The following is a 16,961-nucleotide window of genomic DNA, read 5'->3' as shown; positions in this document are numbered from 1 at the left end:
GCGCGCCGGCTGCTCCAGCTCCGGCCCGATGCCCAGGTCACCCTGCTGGAGAAGGAGGACCGGCTCGCCGCCCACCAGACCGGCCGCAACAGCGGCGTGGTGCACGCCGGCCTGTACTACGAGCCGGGTTCGCTCAAGGCCCTGCTCTGCCGCCGCGGGGTCGGCCTGCTGAAGGAGTTCTGCGCCGAGAAGGGCCTGGGCTACTCCGAGATCGGCAAGGTGCTGGTCGCCCTCGACGCCGCCGAGCAGTCCCGGCTGGACGCCATCGCCGAGCGGGCCCGCGCCAACGGGGTCCCCGGCATCCGGATCATCGACCGCGCCCAGCTGGCCGAGCTCGAGCCGCACGTCACCGGCGTCGCCGGCCTGCACTCCCCCACCACCGCGATCGTCGACTACGCCGGGATCACCCGGCAGCTGGCCGCCGACGCGCAGGCATCTGGGGCCTCGGTCCGCACCGGCTTCGCCGTCACCGGACTGCGGCACACCACCGGCGGGCCGGCCGAGGAGGTCGTCGTGCAGGGAGCCAACGGCGAGGAGCTCGCCGTCGACCAGGTCGTGCTCTGCGCCGGCCTGCAGGTCGACCGGCTCGCCGAACTCGCCGGCGACGGTTCCGCCCCCCGCATCGTGCCCTTCCGCGGCGAGTACTTCGCCCTGGTCCCCGAGAAACGCTCCCTGGTCAACGGCCTCGTCTACCCGGTACCCGACCCGCGCTACCCGTTCCTCGGCGTCCACCTCACCCCCCGGTTCGACGGCGAGGTGCTCGTCGGCCCCAACGCCGTGCTCGCCATGGCCCGGGAGGGCTACCGCCGGCGCGACGTCAGCCCCCGGGAGCTGGCCGAGATCGTCCGCTACGCCGGGTTCCGCAAGTTCGCCGCCCAGCACTGGAAGACCGGTATCGCCGAGATGCGCGGGTCGCTCAGCAAGCGCACCTTCACCGCCGCCGCCCAGCGCTACGTCCCCGAACTCACCGCCGCCGACCTGGTCCCCGCCACCGCAGGCATCCGCGCCCAGGCGCTGGAATCCGACGGCAGCCTCGTCGACGACTTCCGCATCACCCGCACCGGCGCCGTCGTCGCCGTCCGCAACGCCCCCTCCCCCGCCGCGACCAGCTCCCTGGCCATCGCCGAGCACATCGTCGACGACCTCCTCGGCCGCCGTCCGGGGTGACGGGCGCGGTGCCCCGCGCCGCCCGCCTGTGGTGCGACGGTCCGGCCGGCTTTCAGGCCCTGCCGGACCGGCAGGCGCCGGCGGGCCCGGCCAGCGGCAGGGCGAGCCGCGTCGGGGTCTGCAGCTGCGGGATCGGGGCCTCCGGCGAGGGATGCCGCCGCAGCCCCGACACGGGCAGCCCGCGGGACGACCGGACGATCCGCCGCCCGATCCGCATGATCACCGCGGCGACCAGGCACAGGCCCGCCGTCGTCAGCCAGGCTGCGGTGTAGGAGAACGCCTGCGCGATGACGCCGAACAGGAGCGGCCCGGCGCCGGCCCCCAGTGACAGCCCGGTCTGTACGAAGCCGGTGACGGAGGCGGCCGCGGACCGGTCGTCGCGGATGACGGCGAAGTGGAACAGGCCGGTCCATCCCCACCCGGACCATGCCTTCTCCCGCACGGCGCCGGCCCGGTCCCCCGTCCGCGGTCCCCGGGGGCGTCCCCCGACCGGTCACCGGGCGAGCAGCGCGGCCAACCGGGAATCGGCGGTGATGACATCCGGATCGGTGCGCACGTCCACCACGCACGGGCGGCCGCAGGCGAGCGCGCGGGCCAGGGTCGGCTCCAGCTCCTCCGGCCGGTCGATGGTCAGCCCTTCGGCACCGAGCCCGCGCGCCCACCCGGCCAGGTCGAGCGGACCGATGGCCACCCCGGCCAGCCGCCCGTGCACCTTCGCCTGGTGCATCGCGATCGTCCCGTACAGGCCGTTCTGGAACACGATTACGACGATGCCCGCACCGTGCCGGACCGCGGTCTCCACCTCCTGGCCGGTCATGAGCACGCCGCCATCTCCCACCGTGGCGATCACGGTGGTGTCCAGCGCGGCCATCTTCGCCGCGACGGCGGCGGGCACGGCGTACCCCATCGCACCGTTGGCGGGAGCCAGCTGGGTGCCCGGATCGGTGAAACGCCAGTAGCGGTGCACGAAGCCGGCGAAGTTACCCGCGTCGTTGGTCACCACCGTGCCGGCGGGCACCAGACGCCGCAGCGTGGTGACGACGTCGGTCGGGTGGATCCGGTCCGACGCCGGCCGGTCGCCCGGCGTGCTGAACCGGTCGACGGCGGCCCGCGCGTCCGACCAGTCCCTCGTGCGCGGGCTCGCCAGGTCCGCCAGGTGCTGGAGCAGCGAGCGGACGTCGACGTCGAAGGCCTCCGTCGGGCCGTCCCGGTCGGGGGCCTGCACCCCGTTACCGGCCATGATCAACCGCTGCCCGGGGAGCGGGAACCGGTAGCTCTGCGTCGTGGTCTCGTCGAGCCGGGTGCCCAGGACGAGGACGACGTCGGCCTTCTCCAGCGCGCCCAGGAGGTCCGGGGCCAGCCCCATCCCGAGGTGGCCGGCGTACTGCGGGTGGTCCTCGGGGAAGGCGTCCTGCCGGCGGAACGCCGTGTAGACGGCCAGGCCCAGCCGCTCCGCGGTGGCCACGAGCTCCGCACGCGCCGGGCGGGCGCCGCCTCCCGCGATGACGACCGGCGCGGAGGCGCCGTCCAGCGCCTCCGCGATCGCCCGCGCGGCGGCTGCCGCGTCGTCCTGGCCGGGAGACGTGTCCACCGGGGGTAGCTCGCCGTCGTAGGGCTGCGCCCAGAAGTCGCCCGGTACAGAGAGCACGGCCGGCCCCCGCCGGCCCGTGGTCGCCGCCCCGAGCGCCTCGGCGACCAGTGCCGGGACCTCGGCCGCCGTGGCCGCCTCCCGCGACCACGTGGCCAGCGGTGCGAAGAAGGCGGCCAGATCGACTTCCTGGAAGCTCTCCCTGCCGAGGTCTTCCGACTCGACCTGACCGAGCAGGACCAGCATCGGCGTCTCGTCCTGGAAGGCCGTGTGCACACCGATGGACAGGTTCGCCGCACCGGGCCCGCGGCTGCCGAGCACCACCGCCGGCACGCCGCAGAACTTGGCGTCGGCCTCGGCCATGAAGGACGCACCCCCCTCGTGCCGCGTGGAGACGAGGGTGGTGGACGGCTCGGCCTCCAGCGCGTCGAGCAGCCCCAGGAACGACTCGCCCGGGACGGTGTAGGCCCGTCGGACACGGCTGCGGACCAGGAGGCGGACGACGGCTTCGGCAACGGTGCTGCCCATGGACTTTCCCATCTCTCGTCGGGGTGCGAGCGGTCGCCCGGTCGGCTCAGATGACCGCGCCGACCCGCCAGGGGACGAACTCCTCGTCCCCGTAGCCGAGGTCCTCGCTCTTGGTGGCCCTGCCGGATGCGGTCTGCAGGACCAGGTCGAAGATCTCCCGGCCCACCTCGTCGAGGGAACGGTCGCCATCGACGATGGCCCCCGCGTTGACGTCCATGTCGTCGGTCATGCGCAGGTAGAGCTCGCTGTTGGTGGCGACCTTGATGCTCGGCACCGGCTTGCACCCGAAGGCGGAGCCGCGGCCGGTCGTGAACACCATGACCTGGGCACCACCGGCCACGATCCCGGTCACCGAGACCGGGTCGTACCCAGGCGTGTCCATGAAGACGAAGCCCTTGCTGGTGACCTGCTCGGCGTAGTCGACGACGTCGGCCAGCGGCGTGGTGCCGCCCTTGGAGATCGTGCCGAGGGACTTCTCGAGGATCGTGGTCAGCCCGCCCGCCTTGTTCCCCGGCGTCGGGTTGTTGTCCAACGTCCCTCCGGACTTCTCCAGGTACTGCTCCCACCAGCCGATGCGTGCGAGCAGCTTCTCCGCGACGGCGGGAGCCACCGCCCGGCGGGTGAGCAGGTGTTCGGCGCCGTACACCTCCGGCGTCTCTGCCACGACTCCGGTCCCGCCGTTGCGGACCAGCAGGTCCACCGCGGAGCCGACGGCGGGGTTCGCGGTGATCCCGGAGTAGGCGTCGGAACCGCCACAGTTCGTGCCCAGGATGAGCTCGCTCGCCGGCACCGTGGATCGGCGGGCCTTGTCGACCTCCGGCAGCATGCTGGTCAGCGTCGACACCCCCGCCTCGACGGTCCGCCTGGTGCCGCCGAGCTCCTGGATCGTCGCCGCGACGATCGGCAGGTCGGGGCGCACGGGGACATCCCTCGTCAGCTCCGCGATCTGGTTGTGCTCGCACCCCAGCCCGAGCACGAGGAAGCCACCGAAGTTCGGGTGCATCAGGTACCCGGCCATGGTGCGGCGCAGCACGGCGAGCGTCTCGGGATCGCCGATCCCGCAACCGGTGCCGTGCGCCAGCGGGACGACGCCGTCGACGTGCGGGAACTGCTCCAGGAGGTCGGAGTACCGGAAACGTTCGGCGATCCGCCGCGCCGCGGTCGCCGAGCAGTTCACCGAGGTCAGGATCCCGAGGTAGTTGCGGGTCCCGACCCGGCCGTCGGAACGCACGTACCCCTCGAACGTCGCCTGCTCCGCCACGGGGAGGGGCTCGGGCACCACGACGCCCTCGCCGATGCCGCCCTCGCGGGAGAAGCGACCGAAGCGGAGGTTGTGCGAGTGGACGTGGTCGCCGGGGGCGATGTCGGCGGAGGCGAACCCGATGACCTGGCCGTACTTGAGGACCGGCTCACCGCCGCGGACGGCCCGGGTCGCCACCTTGTGTCCCCGTGGCACCGGGCCGGTCGGCGAGTCGACGTCGCCGATCGCCACCGCGACGTTGTCGGCGAGGCTCAGGACCAGGAGCCCCGGATGGGAGCGGCCGGAGACCGACCCAGAGGGCATGTGCACGTTCGTCGTCACAGCATTCTCGTTTCCGTGTCGTGTCGTCCCGCCGTCGGCCGGGCTCGACGTCCGCTTTCTCAGTCGAGCAGGTACTCGGCTCCCGAGCGCTCGCAGACGGCCCGGATCTTGTCCTTCAGCGTCTGCGGCACCGGGATGCCGTCGCGTGCCCGTTGCTCCCGCGACGCCGCCTCGGGGTCACCGGGCACCAGCACGGGCAGCTCCGGGTCCACCGGAGGAGTCGCGTGCAGCACGTCGATGGCGGCATCCAGGTCCGCCTCGAACTCACCGGGCGCACGGAAGGCCTTCGGATCGATCGCCAGGAAGAAGTGGCCGATGTTGTCCGGATCGCCCGGCCGTTCCTCACGGATGGGCGCGAAGGCACCGCCGGACAGGGTGGCCGACAGGATCTGCACCATGACGCTCAACCCGTAGCCCTTGTGGCTGGACATCTCCGGGGTGCCACCCAGTGCGGTCAGCCCGCCGTCCGGGCGGTCGAAGATGTACTGCATGGCTGCCGCCGCATCCCGGACCGGCGTCCCGGCCTCGTCGAGCACCCAGCCCTCCGGGAGCGGCTTGCCGTGGAAGTCGTAGACCTTCACCTTGTTGGCAGCCACCGTGCTGGTCGACATGTCGAGCACGAACGGACGGTTCCGGCCGGCCGGCGCCGCGAAGGCGATGGGGTTGGTGGACAGCCGGGGGACCGCGCCCCGGGTGGGCAGCACCGCCACGGTCCGGCCCGAGGTGGTCACCAGCCCGACCAGCCCGCGCTCCGCGGCCAGGGAGGCGTAGTAACCGGTGGCGCCGAAGTGGTGCGAGTTGAAGACCGTCACCACGCCGACCCCCGCAGCGGCAGCCTTGTCCGCCGCCAGCTGCATGCCCATGACGCCGGCGGGATGCCCGAGCCCACCTCGCGCGTCGATGAGAGCCGTCGCCCCGTGCTCCCGCACGACGACCGGGCGGACGTCGAGCCTGAGCTCGCCCCTGTCCCGGATGCCCTCGTAGTACATGAGCATCGACAGCCCGTGCGAGTCGATGCCCGCCAGGTCCGTGTCCACCATGACGTCAGCCGTCGTACTGGCGAGCTCGCCGTCCATCCCCCACGCGTCCAGCACGCTCAGGATCTGCTTCCGGACCCGTTCGGCCGGCACGCTCATCGAGATCTCCTCGTCCTCGTCCGTACGGCAGCGAGCGGCGGCTCCCTGCCGGATGCGCCTGTCGCCGGGTGGATGGCGGCCCACCCGGTCAGTGGTCAGGGACGTGCGCCCTCCCCACCCGGGGTCGGCCGGTCGGCCACCCACTGCCGGTAGTCCGCCCGGGTGCTCTCGTCCGGCGGGTAGGTGCCCCGCAGGGGCGCACCCGCGTCGACCCGGGACAGGACGAACTCCTCCAGGCGTTCCTGCTCGGCCGCGGCGGCGGCCACCTCGGCCGCGAGGTGACGCGGCAGGCACACCACACCGTCGTCGTCGCCGACCATGATGTCGCCGGGGTAGATCGCGACCTCGCCGCAGCCGATGGGGACCTGCAGGTCGACGGCGTGGTGCTGGACCAGGTTCGTCGTCGGGGACGCGCCGGCGGCGAAGGTGGGCATGTCGACCGCGGCGATCCCCGCCGCGTCCCGTACCGAGCCGTCCGTCACCACACCCGCGACCCCGCGGCGGAACAGGCGGGTGGCCAGGATCTCCCCCAACGAGGCCGCGCGCGTCTGCCCGCGGGAGTCGATCACCAGGACCGCGCCGCTGGGGACGGACTCCACGGCCAGGCGCTGAGGGTGGTCGTAGTCCTGGAAGACCGCCAGCACGTCGAGGTCCTCGCGCGCCGGGATGCACCTCAGGGTGAACGCCGGGCCCACCATCCGGGGTCGGCCCGGCCGCAACGGCCGCGGGCCGCCGAGGAACGTGTTCCGCAGGCCGCGGGCCATCAACTGCGTCGTCAGCGTCGCGGTGCTGACCTCGCGAAGAGTGGCGAGGACGGCATCCGGGACCTGCTCCGGCAGGCCAGGGACAGGATCGGGCGAGGGGGCCATGCGGATCGCCTCCCGGCGGGCTCGGCGTGCTTGGTATACCAATATACCAGCGATGCCTGCCGACGAGAAGGGCTCGCACCGGCCGATCCATCAGGCGGCCTCCGAGTCGACCGCCCCGCGCCCCGTGCGGACGCTCAGAGATCCACGGTGCAGGCCAGTGCGTCTCCACCGGTCTCAGGCGTCGCCGCCTCGGTGATGTGGCGGAGCATCAGCTCCCGCGCCTCCCCGGCGCGACCGGCTTCGACGGCCTCGAGGATCTGCCGGTGCTGGGTGAACTCGTCGGCCCAGCTGGGCGTCGCGGCCCAGAGCAGGCTCACCGCGCCCAGTGCGGTCAGGTCCTGCAGCCCGTCGAGGGCCGCGATGATCAGCTCGTTCCCGCACTCGCGGTAGAGGCTGCGATGGAACCGGCGGTTGGCGAGACTCAGCCCGACGTGGTCGTCGTTGGCCAGCCGCTCGCGCGCCTCTTCCAGCGCCAGCCGCGCCTGGGGGACGTGTTCACCGGAACGCTCCGCGGCACACGCCGTGGTCCACGGTTCCAGCAACAGCCTCATCTGGCGGACGCGTTCGAGGTCTTCCTTCTCCAGGCGCCGGACCGTGACCCCGCGGTTGCGCGCGATGGTGACCAGCCCCGACGAGGTCAGCGAGATCAGCGCTTCGCGCACCGGGGTCTTGGAGACGCCCAACGCCTCCGCCAGGCGACGCTCGACGAGGACCTCGCCCGGCCGCAGACGGCCGGAGAGGATGGCGCGCCGGATCGAGTCGGCCACCGTGTCGGAACGAGTCGTCGCTGCCGGCAGCGGGGTCAGCGAACCGTCACTCACGGAACCGATCGGCTCTGTCTGCGTCACCATGCTGGTATACCACCCACCCGCCGTTACGGAAACGTAGCGTCCCCGTCGAACCACCCCGACGGGGGTGCCGCGCGGACCGCCGGTCGTCGTCGGGCGCGTCCGCGCGGCGGCCCCGCGCCGGGGCCCACCATGGCGGGCTCGAGCGATCAGCCGCGAGCCCTGCCGGAGAGCTGCTCGACGAGCAGCAGGAGCGCGGAGTGGTCCAGGTCGCCATGGCCCTCGGCGCGCAGGGCCCCCATCAGCTGAGCCGCGAGAGCGCCCATCGGGATCGCCACCCCGACCTCCCGGGCCGCCGACGTGACGATGCCCAGGTCCTTGTGGTGGAGGTCCACCCGGAAACCGGGGGCGAACTGGCGCGCGAGCATCCCCGCGCTCTTGCGGTCGAGGATCCGGTTTCCGGCCAGCCCTCCGGCCAGGACCTTCACCGCCGCCTCGGTGTCCACGCCCTGGGCTTCGAGGAAGACGATCGCCTCCGCCACGAGCTGGATCGTGCCCGCGACGATGAGCTGGTTGGCGGCCTTGACGATCTGGCCGGATCCGGCCGGACCCACGTGGACGATAGTGGCGCCGACGACGTCCAGGAGGGGCCTGGCCGCCTCCATGTCGGCGCTCTCGCCACCGACCATGATCGAGAGGGTCCCCTCGATGGCGGCGGCCTCGCCGCCGGAGACCGGTGCGTCCAGCGCTCCGACGTCCTTGGCGCGGGCCGCCTCGGCGATGCGCACCGAGACGTCCGGGCGGATGGTGCTCGCGTCGACGAGCACCGTCCCGGGACGAGCGGACGCCAGGACGCCGTCGTCACCGAGCACGACCGCCTCCACGTCCGGGGAGTCGGGGAGCATGGTGACCACCACATCGGCGTCACCCACCGCTTCCCGGATGCTCCCGGCGGCGCGCCCTCCCCGCTCCACGAGGGCGTCGACCTTGCCTCGGCTACGGTTGAACCCGATGACGTCGTGCCCGGCCGCGACGAGATTGGCGGCCATCGGTCCGCCCATGATGCCGAGCCCGATGAATGCGATCTTGGTCATGGAACTTCCTCTCCTGGAACGGTCGTGGGTCAGGCGCCGGCGCGCCGCTCGCGGGGCAGCCAGCCCAGACTCTCCGCGGTGGTCGTGCTCGGCTTGTACTCCAGCGCGACCCAGCCGGAGTAGCCGGCCGCCGCGAGCTGCTCGAGGCGCCCGTCCAGGTCGATCGTCCCGGTCCCCGGCTCGTGCCGGCCCGGCGCGTCGGCGATCTGCACGTGCGCGATGCGCTCGGCGTGGTCGTCGATCACCCGATCGACGTCGTCGCCGTTGACCGTCAGGTGGTACAGGTCGCAGAGCAGGCCGAGGTTCGTGACGCCGGTGTCGGCAGCCACCCGGTCCAGCACCGCCACCGCGTCGGCCGCGATGAGCAACGGGTAGTCCGGTGCGCCGCTCACCGGCTCCACCAGGACGGTGCCGCCCACGCGACCCGCGGCACGACCGGCGAGGGCGAGGTTTTCCAGGGCTACCTCGTCCTGGGCAGAGCGGCCGCCATCGTGGCTGCGGTTGCCGTACAGCGCGTTGAACGCTCGGCAGCCCAGCCGCTCACCGATCCCGACGACGACGTCGACGTTGTCCCGGAACTCGGCTCGGCGATCCGGCAAGGAGACCAGGCCGCGGTCGCCGGCGGCCATGTCGCCGGCGAAGAAGTTGAGCCCGATCAGCTGGACCCCGGCCTCCTCGAACGCACCGACGAACGCGTCCACCGCGTCATCCGATGGCACCGCCTCGGCGAAAGGCCACCAGAACTCGGCAGCCGTGAACCCGGCTTCGCGAGCGGCGGCGGGCCGTTCGAGGAGCGGAACCTCGGTGAAGAGCAACGAGAGGTTGACGGCGTAAGGGAAGGGGTCGCCGGCCACATTCATCTCCTTCGCTTGGTCGCGACCACCGGGCCGCAGTGAGCACTGTCCGAGCGACCGCTCCGGTCGCCACGGGAGCCGGAGCGGTCGGGCGCCACACCCATACGGCAGCCTGGTGGACCGCTTGTCGGGGTACCGCTCATTGGTATACCGTACGCCACGTGGACCGGGGGCGGCATCGGTCGACCGGCGCTCCCTCAGGGAAAACCGGCCCCTGAGCGGGCCCGCCCGTCCCGCGACCGGGACCGGCGGGCACACGAGCAGGGCGGCCAGGGTCCACAAGGGGCCCATCCGGAAGGTCCCCGATGCACCATTCACGTTCCATTCACCGAACGCCGGACCCTGCTCACCTGACGGCGGGGACGCCGACGTCGACAGGAGGATCCCGTGTCCCTGAAGAAGCTGTTCACGAACGATGGCGTGGCGCTCGGCATGATGCTGTCCGGCGTCAGCAATCCCGGCGTAGTGAGCATGATCTCCACCGCCGGGCTGGACTACTTCATCCTGGACATGGAGCACGGCCCCTTCGACTGGTCGGACATGGCCGCCATGATCGGGATCGCGCGCGGCGCGGGGATTCGGCCGATCGTGCGCATCCCCGAGATCCGCCGCGAGACCGTGCTCAAGCCCCTGGACGCCGGAGCGGCCGGACTGCTGGTGCCCATGGTGGACACCGTCGAGCAGGCGGAGGAGATCGTGCGGCACGCCAAGTACGCCCCGCAGGGACAGCGTGGCACCGCGCTCCGGCGCGGTCACAGCGACTATGCGAAGAAGCCGGCAGTCGAATACATGGCCCGGGTGAACGAGGAGACGACGATCGCCATCCAGATCGAGAGCCGGGAGGCGGTGAAGAACGCCGAGGCGCTCGCCGCCGTGCCTGGGATCGACGCCCTGTTCATCGGGCCCTTCGATCTCTCGGTCGACATGGGACTCACCGGCCAGGCGTCGGATCCGCAGATGCGGGAGGTGTATCGGACCGTTCTGGCCGCAGCCAAGGCGTCGGGCAAGGTCGCCGGCATCCACCTCTTCGATACGCAGCTGGCCAAGAGCCTCATCGAGGAGGGGTTCCAGATGGTGTCGGTCAGCAGCGACATCGACATCATCGTGGACCAGACCGCCGCGAACGTCTCCGCGCTGCGCGGCTGAGCTTCCGCACCGGTCCGCGCTCGACCGCCAGGCCCGGCGCCGGACCCGGCTCCACCCCCAGGGGAGAGGAGCCGGGTACGGCCCGGGCCTGCGTCGTCGACCTGTCCGGGCGGTACGACTCAGTCGTTGCGCGGAAATCCCAGGTTCAGCCCGCCGTGCTCGGGGTCGAGCCACCGGGAGGTGACGACCTTGCCCCGGGTGAAGAAGTGCACTCCTTCCGCACCGTGCGCGTGGCTGTCACCGAACAACGACGACTTCCAGCCCCCGAACGAGTAGTAGGCCATCGGCACCGGGATGGGCACGTTGACGCCGACCATGCCGACCTCCACCTCGCTCTGGTACCGGCGCGCGGCGCCACCGTCGTTGGTGTAGATGGCCGTCCCGTTCCCGTAGGGGTTGCTGTTGACCAGCTCCAGGGCGGCGTCGTAGGTGGGTACGCGGACCACGCTCAGCACGGGGCCGAACACCTCGTCCCGGTAGACCGTCATCTCCGGGCGCACCTGGTCGACCAGCGTCGGCCCCAGCCAGAAGCCGTGGGGCTGGTCGGCGACGACGACGTCCCGGCCGTCGACCACGAGGCTTGCGCCCTCCCGTTCGGCCGAGTCCACGTAGGACGCCACCCGATCGCGGTGTGCCCCGGTCACCAGCGGGCCCATGTCGCTGCCCGCCGACCGCCCGTCCCCCACCGTGATCGTCGACATCCGCTTGGAGATCCGGTCGACGAGCTCGTCCCCGACCGGGTCGACGGCGACCACGACCGAGATCGCCATGCACCGCTCCCCCGCCGAGCCGAAGCCGGCGTTGACCGCCCCGTCCGCGGCCAGGTCGAGATCGGCGTCCGGCAGCACCACCATGTGGTTCTTGGCACCACCCAGGGCTTGGACGCGCTTGCCGTTCGCGGTACCGCGCTCGTAGACGTAGCGGGCGACGGGAGTCGACCCGACGAAGGAGATCGCCTTGACGTCGGGGTGGTCCAGGAGTCCGTCGACGGCCACCTTGTCTCCCTGGAGGACGGTGAACACGCCGTCCGGGAGGCCCGCCTCCTGCCACAGCCGTGCGATCCAGGTGGCGGCCGACGGATCCTTCTCGCTCGGCTTGAGGACCACGGCGTTGCCGGCGGCGATCGCCACGGGGAAGAACCACATCGGGACCATCGCCGGGAAGTTGAACGGGCTGATGATCCCCACGACCCCGAGCGGCTGGCGGATGGAATGGACGTCGACGCCGGACGACACCGCCTCGGAGTAGCCGCCCTTGAGCAGCTGCGGGATGCCGCAGGCGAACTCGACCACCTCCAGCCCGCGGGTGACCTCGCCGAGCGCGTCGGAGAGCACCTTGCCGTGCTCGGCCGTGATGATCTCGGCGAGCTCCTCCTTGCGCGCGTCGAGCAGCTGGCGGAAGGCGAACAGCACCCTCATCCGCCTGGTCAGCGAGGTCCGGCTCCAGGACTGCCACGCCCGTGCCGCGCTGGCGACGGCTACCTGGACGTCGTTCTCGGAGGCCAGCGCAACCGTCCGCGCGACGTGCCCGCCGGCCGGGTCGTACACGTCGGCCGAACGGCCCCCGTCACCGGCCCAGTCCGCTCCGTCGACCCAGTGACTGACGTGGCTGTCCATGTGCTTCCCTTCGTGGTGGGTGTTCCCGCGTCATAGTGCAGCTGCCCGTCCCCTGCTCCGCCGGCCGGGCGTCCGGCCCCGGTCGGGCGCGTGACGCGGTGGCCGGCGGACGAGGAACAGCCGCCGGTCAGGCCCCGACGTCGACCTTCGGCTCGTCCCCGCTCCGGGCGCTCCGGGCCCTGCGGGTGTTGCGGGCGTAGCGGAGCAGCGGAAGCACGACGGCGAAGACGACGACCGCCCCGAACAGGGTCCCGGAGATCGGCCGCTCGACGAAGCCGAGCAGATCCCCGTTGAAGATGCGCAGGGACTGGCGGAACGCCGTCTCCAGGAGCCCGCCCAGGACGAAGGCGAGGACGAGCGGGCCCGGCTCGTAGCCGTACTTCTTCATGAGGTAGCCGAGGATCCCGAATCCGATCACGACGAGCATGTCGTAGAAGCTCGTGTTGACGGTGTAGACGCCCAGCATGATCACGATGACCGTGATGGGCGAGAGGATCGACGCCCGGACGCGCACGATGCGGATGAACAGGCCCACCATCGGCACGCTCAGGATGAGCAGGAACAGGTTGCCGATGTACATCGAGTCGATGACACCCCAGAAGACCTCGGGGTTGTTGGTGATCAGCAGGGGCCCTGGGGAGATGCCCTGCAGCAAGAGGGCGCCGAAGATGATCGCCATGGTCGAGTTCGCCGGGATGCCGAGCGTCAGCAGCGGGATGAACGACGACGTCGCCGCCGCGTTGTTCGCCGACTCCGGCCCCGCCACACCCTCGATCGCACCCTTGCCGAAACGTTCCGGCGTCTTGGACCGCCGCTTCTCCATCCCGTAGGAGACCAGGGAGGACAGAGTCGCTCCTCCGCCGGGCAGGATGCCGAGGAAGAAACCCACGACGCTGCCGCGGGCGATGGCGCCGCGGGACTGACGGAAGTCCTGCTTGCTGATCCAGGCCCGACCCACCTCGGAGGTGGCGACGGCAGCCTCGGCCCTGGCACCGAGCTGGTACATGATCTCGCCCAGGCCGAAAAGGCCCATGACGATGGGGACGAAGTCGAAGCCGTCCGTGAGGTAGAGGACGTCGAAGGTGAACCTCTGGGCACCCACGATCGGGTCCCGCCCGACCGTGGCCAGCAGGAGCCCCAGCAGGGCCGCGATGGCGCATTTGAGCGGCGCCCCCGTCCCCAGCGTGGAGACGAGCAGGATGCCGAGGACCGCCAGCGCCGTGTACTCCGGCGGGCCGAAGTCGAGGGCGAACCCGGCCACCACCGGCGCGACGAACGTCATCGCGATGATGGAGACCGTAGCTCCGATGAAGGAGCCGATCGCGGCGATGCCCAGCGCGTTCCCCGCGCGGCCGGACCGCGCCATCTGGTAACCGTCGAAGGTCGTGACGACGGTCGAGGCCTCTCCCGGCAACGAGAGGAGCACCGACGTGATCGTGCCCCCGTACTGGGCTCCGTAGTAGATGCCGGCGAGCATGATGATCGCCGTCTCGGACGGGATCGCGTACGTGACGGGCAACAGGATGGCGATCGTCGCCGTCGGGCCGAGCCCCGGCAGCACCCCGATGACCATGCCGAGAGTGACGCCGAGAAGGCAGAAGGCGAGGTTGGTCGGGGTGAGGACGACGCCGAATCCGAAGAGGATCGGGTCCAGGAAATCCACCGTATCTACCGTTCCCTCAGAAGAAGAGCAGGCGCGGGAGGTTGACGCTCAGGCCGATGATGAAGACGAGATAGACGACGACGGTGGTGCCCACCGCGATCGTCAGCGTCATCCGCCACGTCTCCTTTCCGATGACCTTCAGCCAGAACGCCAGCAGAAGAAGGGTCGTGATCTCGAACCCGAGCGGCTCGAAGAGGTAGGTGAAGACGACGAGGCTCAGCGTGGCCACGGCCGTGATGCGCCAGCCCCGGCCGAAGCGCTCGGCGCCGTGCAGTCCGTGCCCGAGAGCCAGCAGGGCCAGCGAGGCGACGGCCATGGCAGCGCTGAGCACGAGCGGCCACAGCCCGGGTCCCGGGTTGGAGATGGAGCCGATGCCGAGGTCGAAGGCGCTGAAGACACCGGCGATACCGAGGGCCAGGGGAACCCCGCCGGCCACGATCCCGACCCAGCGCGGGAGGTCCGGCTCCTCGTCGGGGAACGGGGACAGCGGTCCGCCGAGGTCCTCGTCCTCGTAGTCCGCGGCGGTGTGCTCCGCGGTGGTGTGCTCCGCGGTTGTGTGCTCCGCGCCGGAGCGCGGGGTGGAGCCCGAAGAGGCCCCACCCCGCGCCGCGGCGGGCTCAGGCACCGAACTCAAGCGCCGCCGCCCACGTCGATCCCGAGCTCCGCGATCTGCTCCTCGAAGCGAGCCCGGTCGGCCTCGATCTCCTCCTTGACCTCCGCGCCGCCCACGACCCACTGCTCCATGAGGTTGTCCTCCATGAAGGACGAGCACTGTTCGCTCTTGATGGCGTCACCGAGCAACTGCTCGAGCCGCGCCGTCGTCTCCTCCGGGATCCCGGGGGGGCCCACGTAGAAGGCGGTCCGGTCGATGACGACGTCTACTCCCGCTTCCGCCGCGGTCGGCACCTCGGGCAGCAGGGGGCTGCGCTCCTCGGCGAAGATCGCCAGCGGCACGAGGGTGCCCGCCTCGATCTGCTCCGCCACCTCCGACGGGTGGGCTCCCGCGAAGTCGACCTGCTGGCCGAGCAGCGCCGTCCGGGCCGGTCCACCGCCCTCGAACGGCACCTCGGTCGCGGGGATGCCCGCCTCCTCGAAGAACAGCGTCAGCGCGAACGAGGTGGTGCTGCCGAGCCCGGAGGTGCCGAAGGTGACCGGCTGACCGCTCGCCGTCGCCGCCATGAGGTCCTCCACCGTCTGGTACGGGCCGTCGGCGTTGGCCATGAGCACCGCCGGCTCCCGGACCGCGCCGGTCACGACCGTCATGTCGTCGAGGGTGAGCGGGCTCTCCTCCGGGAAGAAGATCGGAGTGACCGCGAACATCGACTTGGCCGACAACGCCAGACGGTGCCCGTCGGGCTCACCGTTGACCACGTACTGCGTACCGACCACGCCGTTCGCCCCCGGCCGGTTCTCGACCAGGACCTCTTCGTCGACCAGCTCCGAGAGGCACTGCGCCACCGCGCGGGTCAGGAGATCACTGCTCCCGCCGGCGGCGTAGGGGACGACCAGTTCGATTGGTTGGGTCGGGAACTCTTCGGCGGCGGCCGGGGCGTCGCCGCCCTCTTCGGGATCGGCGTTCCCGCCTTGGGCGCAGGCGGCGAGCGTCAGGCTCGCTGTCGCGGCGATCACCAGAGACCTGCGCCGGTGCCTGCTCGGGCTCGTAGCGCGCCCGTGTCCGTGCGTGTTCATGCTTCCTCCGTCGAGCGATGTGGGCGGGACGTTCCTCAACTCGGTCTTCCTCACTTCCCCCTCCGGGGGTGGCTGCGGTCCTCGGGCGGGGACACGCCGGGCGCCGTCGCCGGCGTCACCGACCCAGCCCGCCGGACGGGGTGGCAACGGCCCGCGTCCGGGCCGACCCGAACACCGCCGGGTTCACCACGGCCGCCGGACGACCACCGCCGAGCACCGCGACGATCGCCTCGGCGGCACCGACGGACATCCGCTCCAGGGCCCCTTCGGTGTGCGCGGCCGTGTGCGGCGTCATGACGACGTTCGGCAGGCCGAAGTAGCCGCAGTCCGAAGGCGGCGGCTCGGCCTCGAAGACGTCCACCCCGGCGCCGGCGATGCCGTTCCGCCGGAGGCAGTCGATGAGCGCCTCCTCGTCGACCACTCCGCCCCGCGCGGTGTGGATGAGGACGGCGTGCGGAGGCAGCTCCGCCAGCTCGGCCGCTCCGATCATCCCGCGGGTCTCGGCGGTCAGCGGGACGTGGACGGTCACCACATCGGAGGTCCGGAAGAGGTCGCCGAGCTGCTCCACCGGCTCGGCGCCGCGTTGCCGGATCTCCGGCGCGCTGAGGTACGGGTCGAAGCCGACCACGTCCATGCCGAAGCCCTGGCCGGCGATGCGGGCGACGCGCGTGCCGATCCGCCCCATGCCGATCACTCCGAGCCGGTGACCACCGAGCTCGCTCCCGACCAGGGTGTCGCGGATCTCGAAGCGGCCGCCGCGGACGACGGCGTCGGCGGTGACCAGCCTGCGCTTCACCGCGAGGAGGAGCGCGAACACGTGTTCGGCCACAGATTTCATGTTCGCGTCGGGGGTGTTGGCGACGAGGATGCCCAGATCCGTCGCGTCGGCGACGGCGATGTTGTCCACGCCGACCCCGTGGCGCGCCACCACGCGCAGATTGGGGGCACGCCGGAACTCGTCACCGCTGAGGATCCTGGTGCGCACGAGGATCCCTTCGACCACCGGCAGGACGTCGTCGAGGGGTGTCGCGTCGTCGCCGTAGCCGAGGACCACGTCGGCGCTGCCGGCGAGCAGGTCGAGGGCCCTCGGGTGCACAGGCTGGGTCACGTAGACGACGGGCCGCGGAGTCGACATGCTACGACCGCCCGGACCGGCGAGCCGGCCGGCAGGCGACCCGCGCTGACGACGACGTCCGCGACCGGAGGCGGCAGATCGACCGCGATCTCTTCCGGGAAGGCAT

The 16,961-nt window shown here is 71.6% G+C and carries 15 protein-coding genes; 2 read left to right on the top strand and 13 right to left on the bottom strand.

All coding sequences use genetic code 11. The features are described 5' to 3' along the window. On the top strand, positions 1–1,167 hold a 1,167-nt coding region (lhgO, locus tag QOZ86_RS18385; RefSeq protein WP_284493424.1), incomplete at its 5' end, for an L-2-hydroxyglutarate oxidase. Positions 1,168–1,219: 52 nt separating this feature from the next. Here the strand turns inward: lhgO and QOZ86_RS18380 are convergent. From QOZ86_RS18380 to QOZ86_RS18345, 8 genes are all read right to left on the bottom strand, one after another. After that, entirely contained in the window at positions 1,220–1,609 is a 390-nt protein-coding gene (locus tag QOZ86_RS18380; protein WP_284493423.1) for an MFS transporter, read from the bottom strand. A gap of 51 nt (positions 1,610–1,660) precedes the next feature. Next, a complete protein-coding gene (locus tag QOZ86_RS18375; protein ID WP_284493422.1) occupies positions 1,661–3,283 on the bottom strand; it encodes a thiamine pyrophosphate-dependent enzyme in 1,623 nt (540 codons plus the stop codon). 46 nt (positions 3,284–3,329) lie between these two features. Next, the gene (locus tag QOZ86_RS18370; RefSeq protein WP_284493421.1) at positions 3,330–4,865 is read right to left on the bottom strand and encodes a UxaA family hydrolase; all 1,536 of its coding nucleotides are present in this window, start codon (positions 4,863–4,865) and stop codon (positions 3,330–3,332) included. Positions 4,866–4,924: 59 nt separating this feature from the next. After that, positions 4,925–6,001 (bottom strand): Ldh family oxidoreductase, encoded by a 1,077-nt coding sequence (locus QOZ86_RS18365; RefSeq protein WP_284493420.1) that lies wholly within the window; start codon positions 5,999–6,001, stop codon positions 4,925–4,927. Between the two features lie 95 nt (positions 6,002–6,096). Continuing rightward, positions 6,097–6,870: a ribonuclease activity regulator RraA gene (locus QOZ86_RS18360; RefSeq protein WP_284493419.1), complete on the bottom strand. Its 774-nt coding sequence runs from the start codon at positions 6,868–6,870 to the stop codon at positions 6,097–6,099. 134 nt (positions 6,871–7,004) lie between these two features. Then, positions 7,005–7,691, bottom strand: a complete 687-nt coding sequence (locus tag QOZ86_RS18355) for a GntR family transcriptional regulator (protein ID WP_284493418.1) — start codon at positions 7,689–7,691, stop codon at positions 7,005–7,007. A 176-nt stretch (positions 7,692–7,867) separates the two neighbouring features. Beyond that, positions 7,868–8,752 (bottom strand): 2-hydroxy-3-oxopropionate reductase, encoded by an 885-nt coding sequence (locus tag QOZ86_RS18350; RefSeq protein ID WP_284493417.1) that lies wholly within the window; start codon positions 8,750–8,752, stop codon positions 7,868–7,870. Between the two features lie 29 nt (positions 8,753–8,781). Then, positions 8,782–9,606 carry a hydroxypyruvate isomerase family protein gene (locus QOZ86_RS18345; protein ID WP_284493416.1) on the bottom strand — a complete coding sequence of 275 codons (825 nt, stop codon included), beginning with the start codon at positions 9,604–9,606 and terminating at the stop codon, positions 8,782–8,784. A gap of 387 nt (positions 9,607–9,993) precedes the next feature. On the opposite strand from QOZ86_RS18345, the gene QOZ86_RS18340 reads away from it, so the two are divergent. Then, positions 9,994–10,752: an HpcH/HpaI aldolase family protein gene (locus tag QOZ86_RS18340; RefSeq protein ID WP_284493415.1), complete on the top strand. Its 759-nt coding sequence runs from the start codon at positions 9,994–9,996 to the stop codon at positions 10,750–10,752. A 119-nt stretch (positions 10,753–10,871) separates the two neighbouring features. Here the strand turns inward: QOZ86_RS18340 and QOZ86_RS18335 are convergent, their stop codons facing one another. The 5 genes from QOZ86_RS18335 to QOZ86_RS18315 all read right to left on the bottom strand — a co-directional run bounded on the left by QOZ86_RS18335 (position 10,872) and on the right by QOZ86_RS18315 (position 16,855). Continuing rightward, positions 10,872–12,368 carry a CoA-acylating methylmalonate-semialdehyde dehydrogenase gene (locus tag QOZ86_RS18335; RefSeq protein WP_284493414.1) on the bottom strand — a complete coding sequence of 499 codons (1,497 nt, stop codon included), beginning with the start codon at positions 12,366–12,368 and terminating at the stop codon, positions 10,872–10,874. Positions 12,369–12,495: 127 nt separating this feature from the next. Further along, a complete protein-coding gene (locus QOZ86_RS18330) occupies positions 12,496–14,031 on the bottom strand; it encodes a tripartite tricarboxylate transporter permease (RefSeq protein WP_284493413.1) in 1,536 nt (511 codons plus the stop codon). Positions 14,032–14,047: 16 nt separating this feature from the next. Then, positions 14,048–14,656 (bottom strand): tripartite tricarboxylate transporter TctB family protein, encoded by a 609-nt coding sequence (locus tag QOZ86_RS18325; protein WP_284493412.1) that lies wholly within the window; start codon positions 14,654–14,656, stop codon positions 14,048–14,050. Between the two features lie 5 nt (positions 14,657–14,661). Beyond that, a complete protein-coding gene (locus QOZ86_RS18320; protein WP_284493411.1) occupies positions 14,662–15,660 on the bottom strand; it encodes a tripartite tricarboxylate transporter substrate binding protein in 999 nt (332 codons plus the stop codon). A 175-nt stretch (positions 15,661–15,835) separates the two neighbouring features. Further along, on the bottom strand, positions 15,836–16,855 hold the full coding sequence (locus QOZ86_RS18315) for a hydroxyacid dehydrogenase (RefSeq protein WP_284493410.1): 1,020 nt from the start codon (positions 16,853–16,855) through the stop codon (positions 15,836–15,838). Positions 16,856–16,961 lie beyond the last annotated feature (106 nt).

The sequence above is a fragment of the Blastococcus capsensis genome, from assembly GCF_030165005.1.
GTDB classification, from domain to species: domain Bacteria; phylum Actinomycetota; class Actinomycetes; order Mycobacteriales; family Geodermatophilaceae; genus Blastococcus; species Blastococcus capsensis.
The sequence above is the reverse complement of the archived record's forward strand: the minus strand, read 5'-3'. Positions and strand labels throughout refer to the sequence as shown.

Excerpts from the sequence above, each read along its gene's own strand:
- QOZ86_RS18350 (WP_284493417.1), bottom strand. The coding sequence starts at position 8,752 with ATGACCAAGATCGCATTCATCGGGCTCGGCATCATGGGCGGACCGATG.
- QOZ86_RS18365 (WP_284493420.1), bottom strand. The coding sequence starts at position 6,001 with ATGAGCGTGCCGGCCGAACGGGTCCGGAAGCAGATCCTGAGCGTGCTG.
- QOZ86_RS18360 (WP_284493419.1), bottom strand. The coding sequence starts at position 6,870 with ATGGCCCCCTCGCCCGATCCTGTCCCTGGCCTGCCGGAGCAGGTCCCG.
- QOZ86_RS18335 (WP_284493414.1), bottom strand. The coding sequence starts at position 12,368 with ATGGACAGCCACGTCAGTCACTGGGTCGACGGAGCGGACTGGGCCGGT.
- QOZ86_RS18375 (WP_284493422.1), bottom strand. The coding sequence starts at position 3,283 with ATGGGCAGCACCGTTGCCGAAGCCGTCGTCCGCCTCCTGGTCCGCAGC.
- QOZ86_RS18315 (WP_284493410.1), bottom strand. The coding sequence starts at position 16,855 with ATGTCGACTCCGCGGCCCGTCGTCTACGTGACCCAGCCTGTGCACCCG.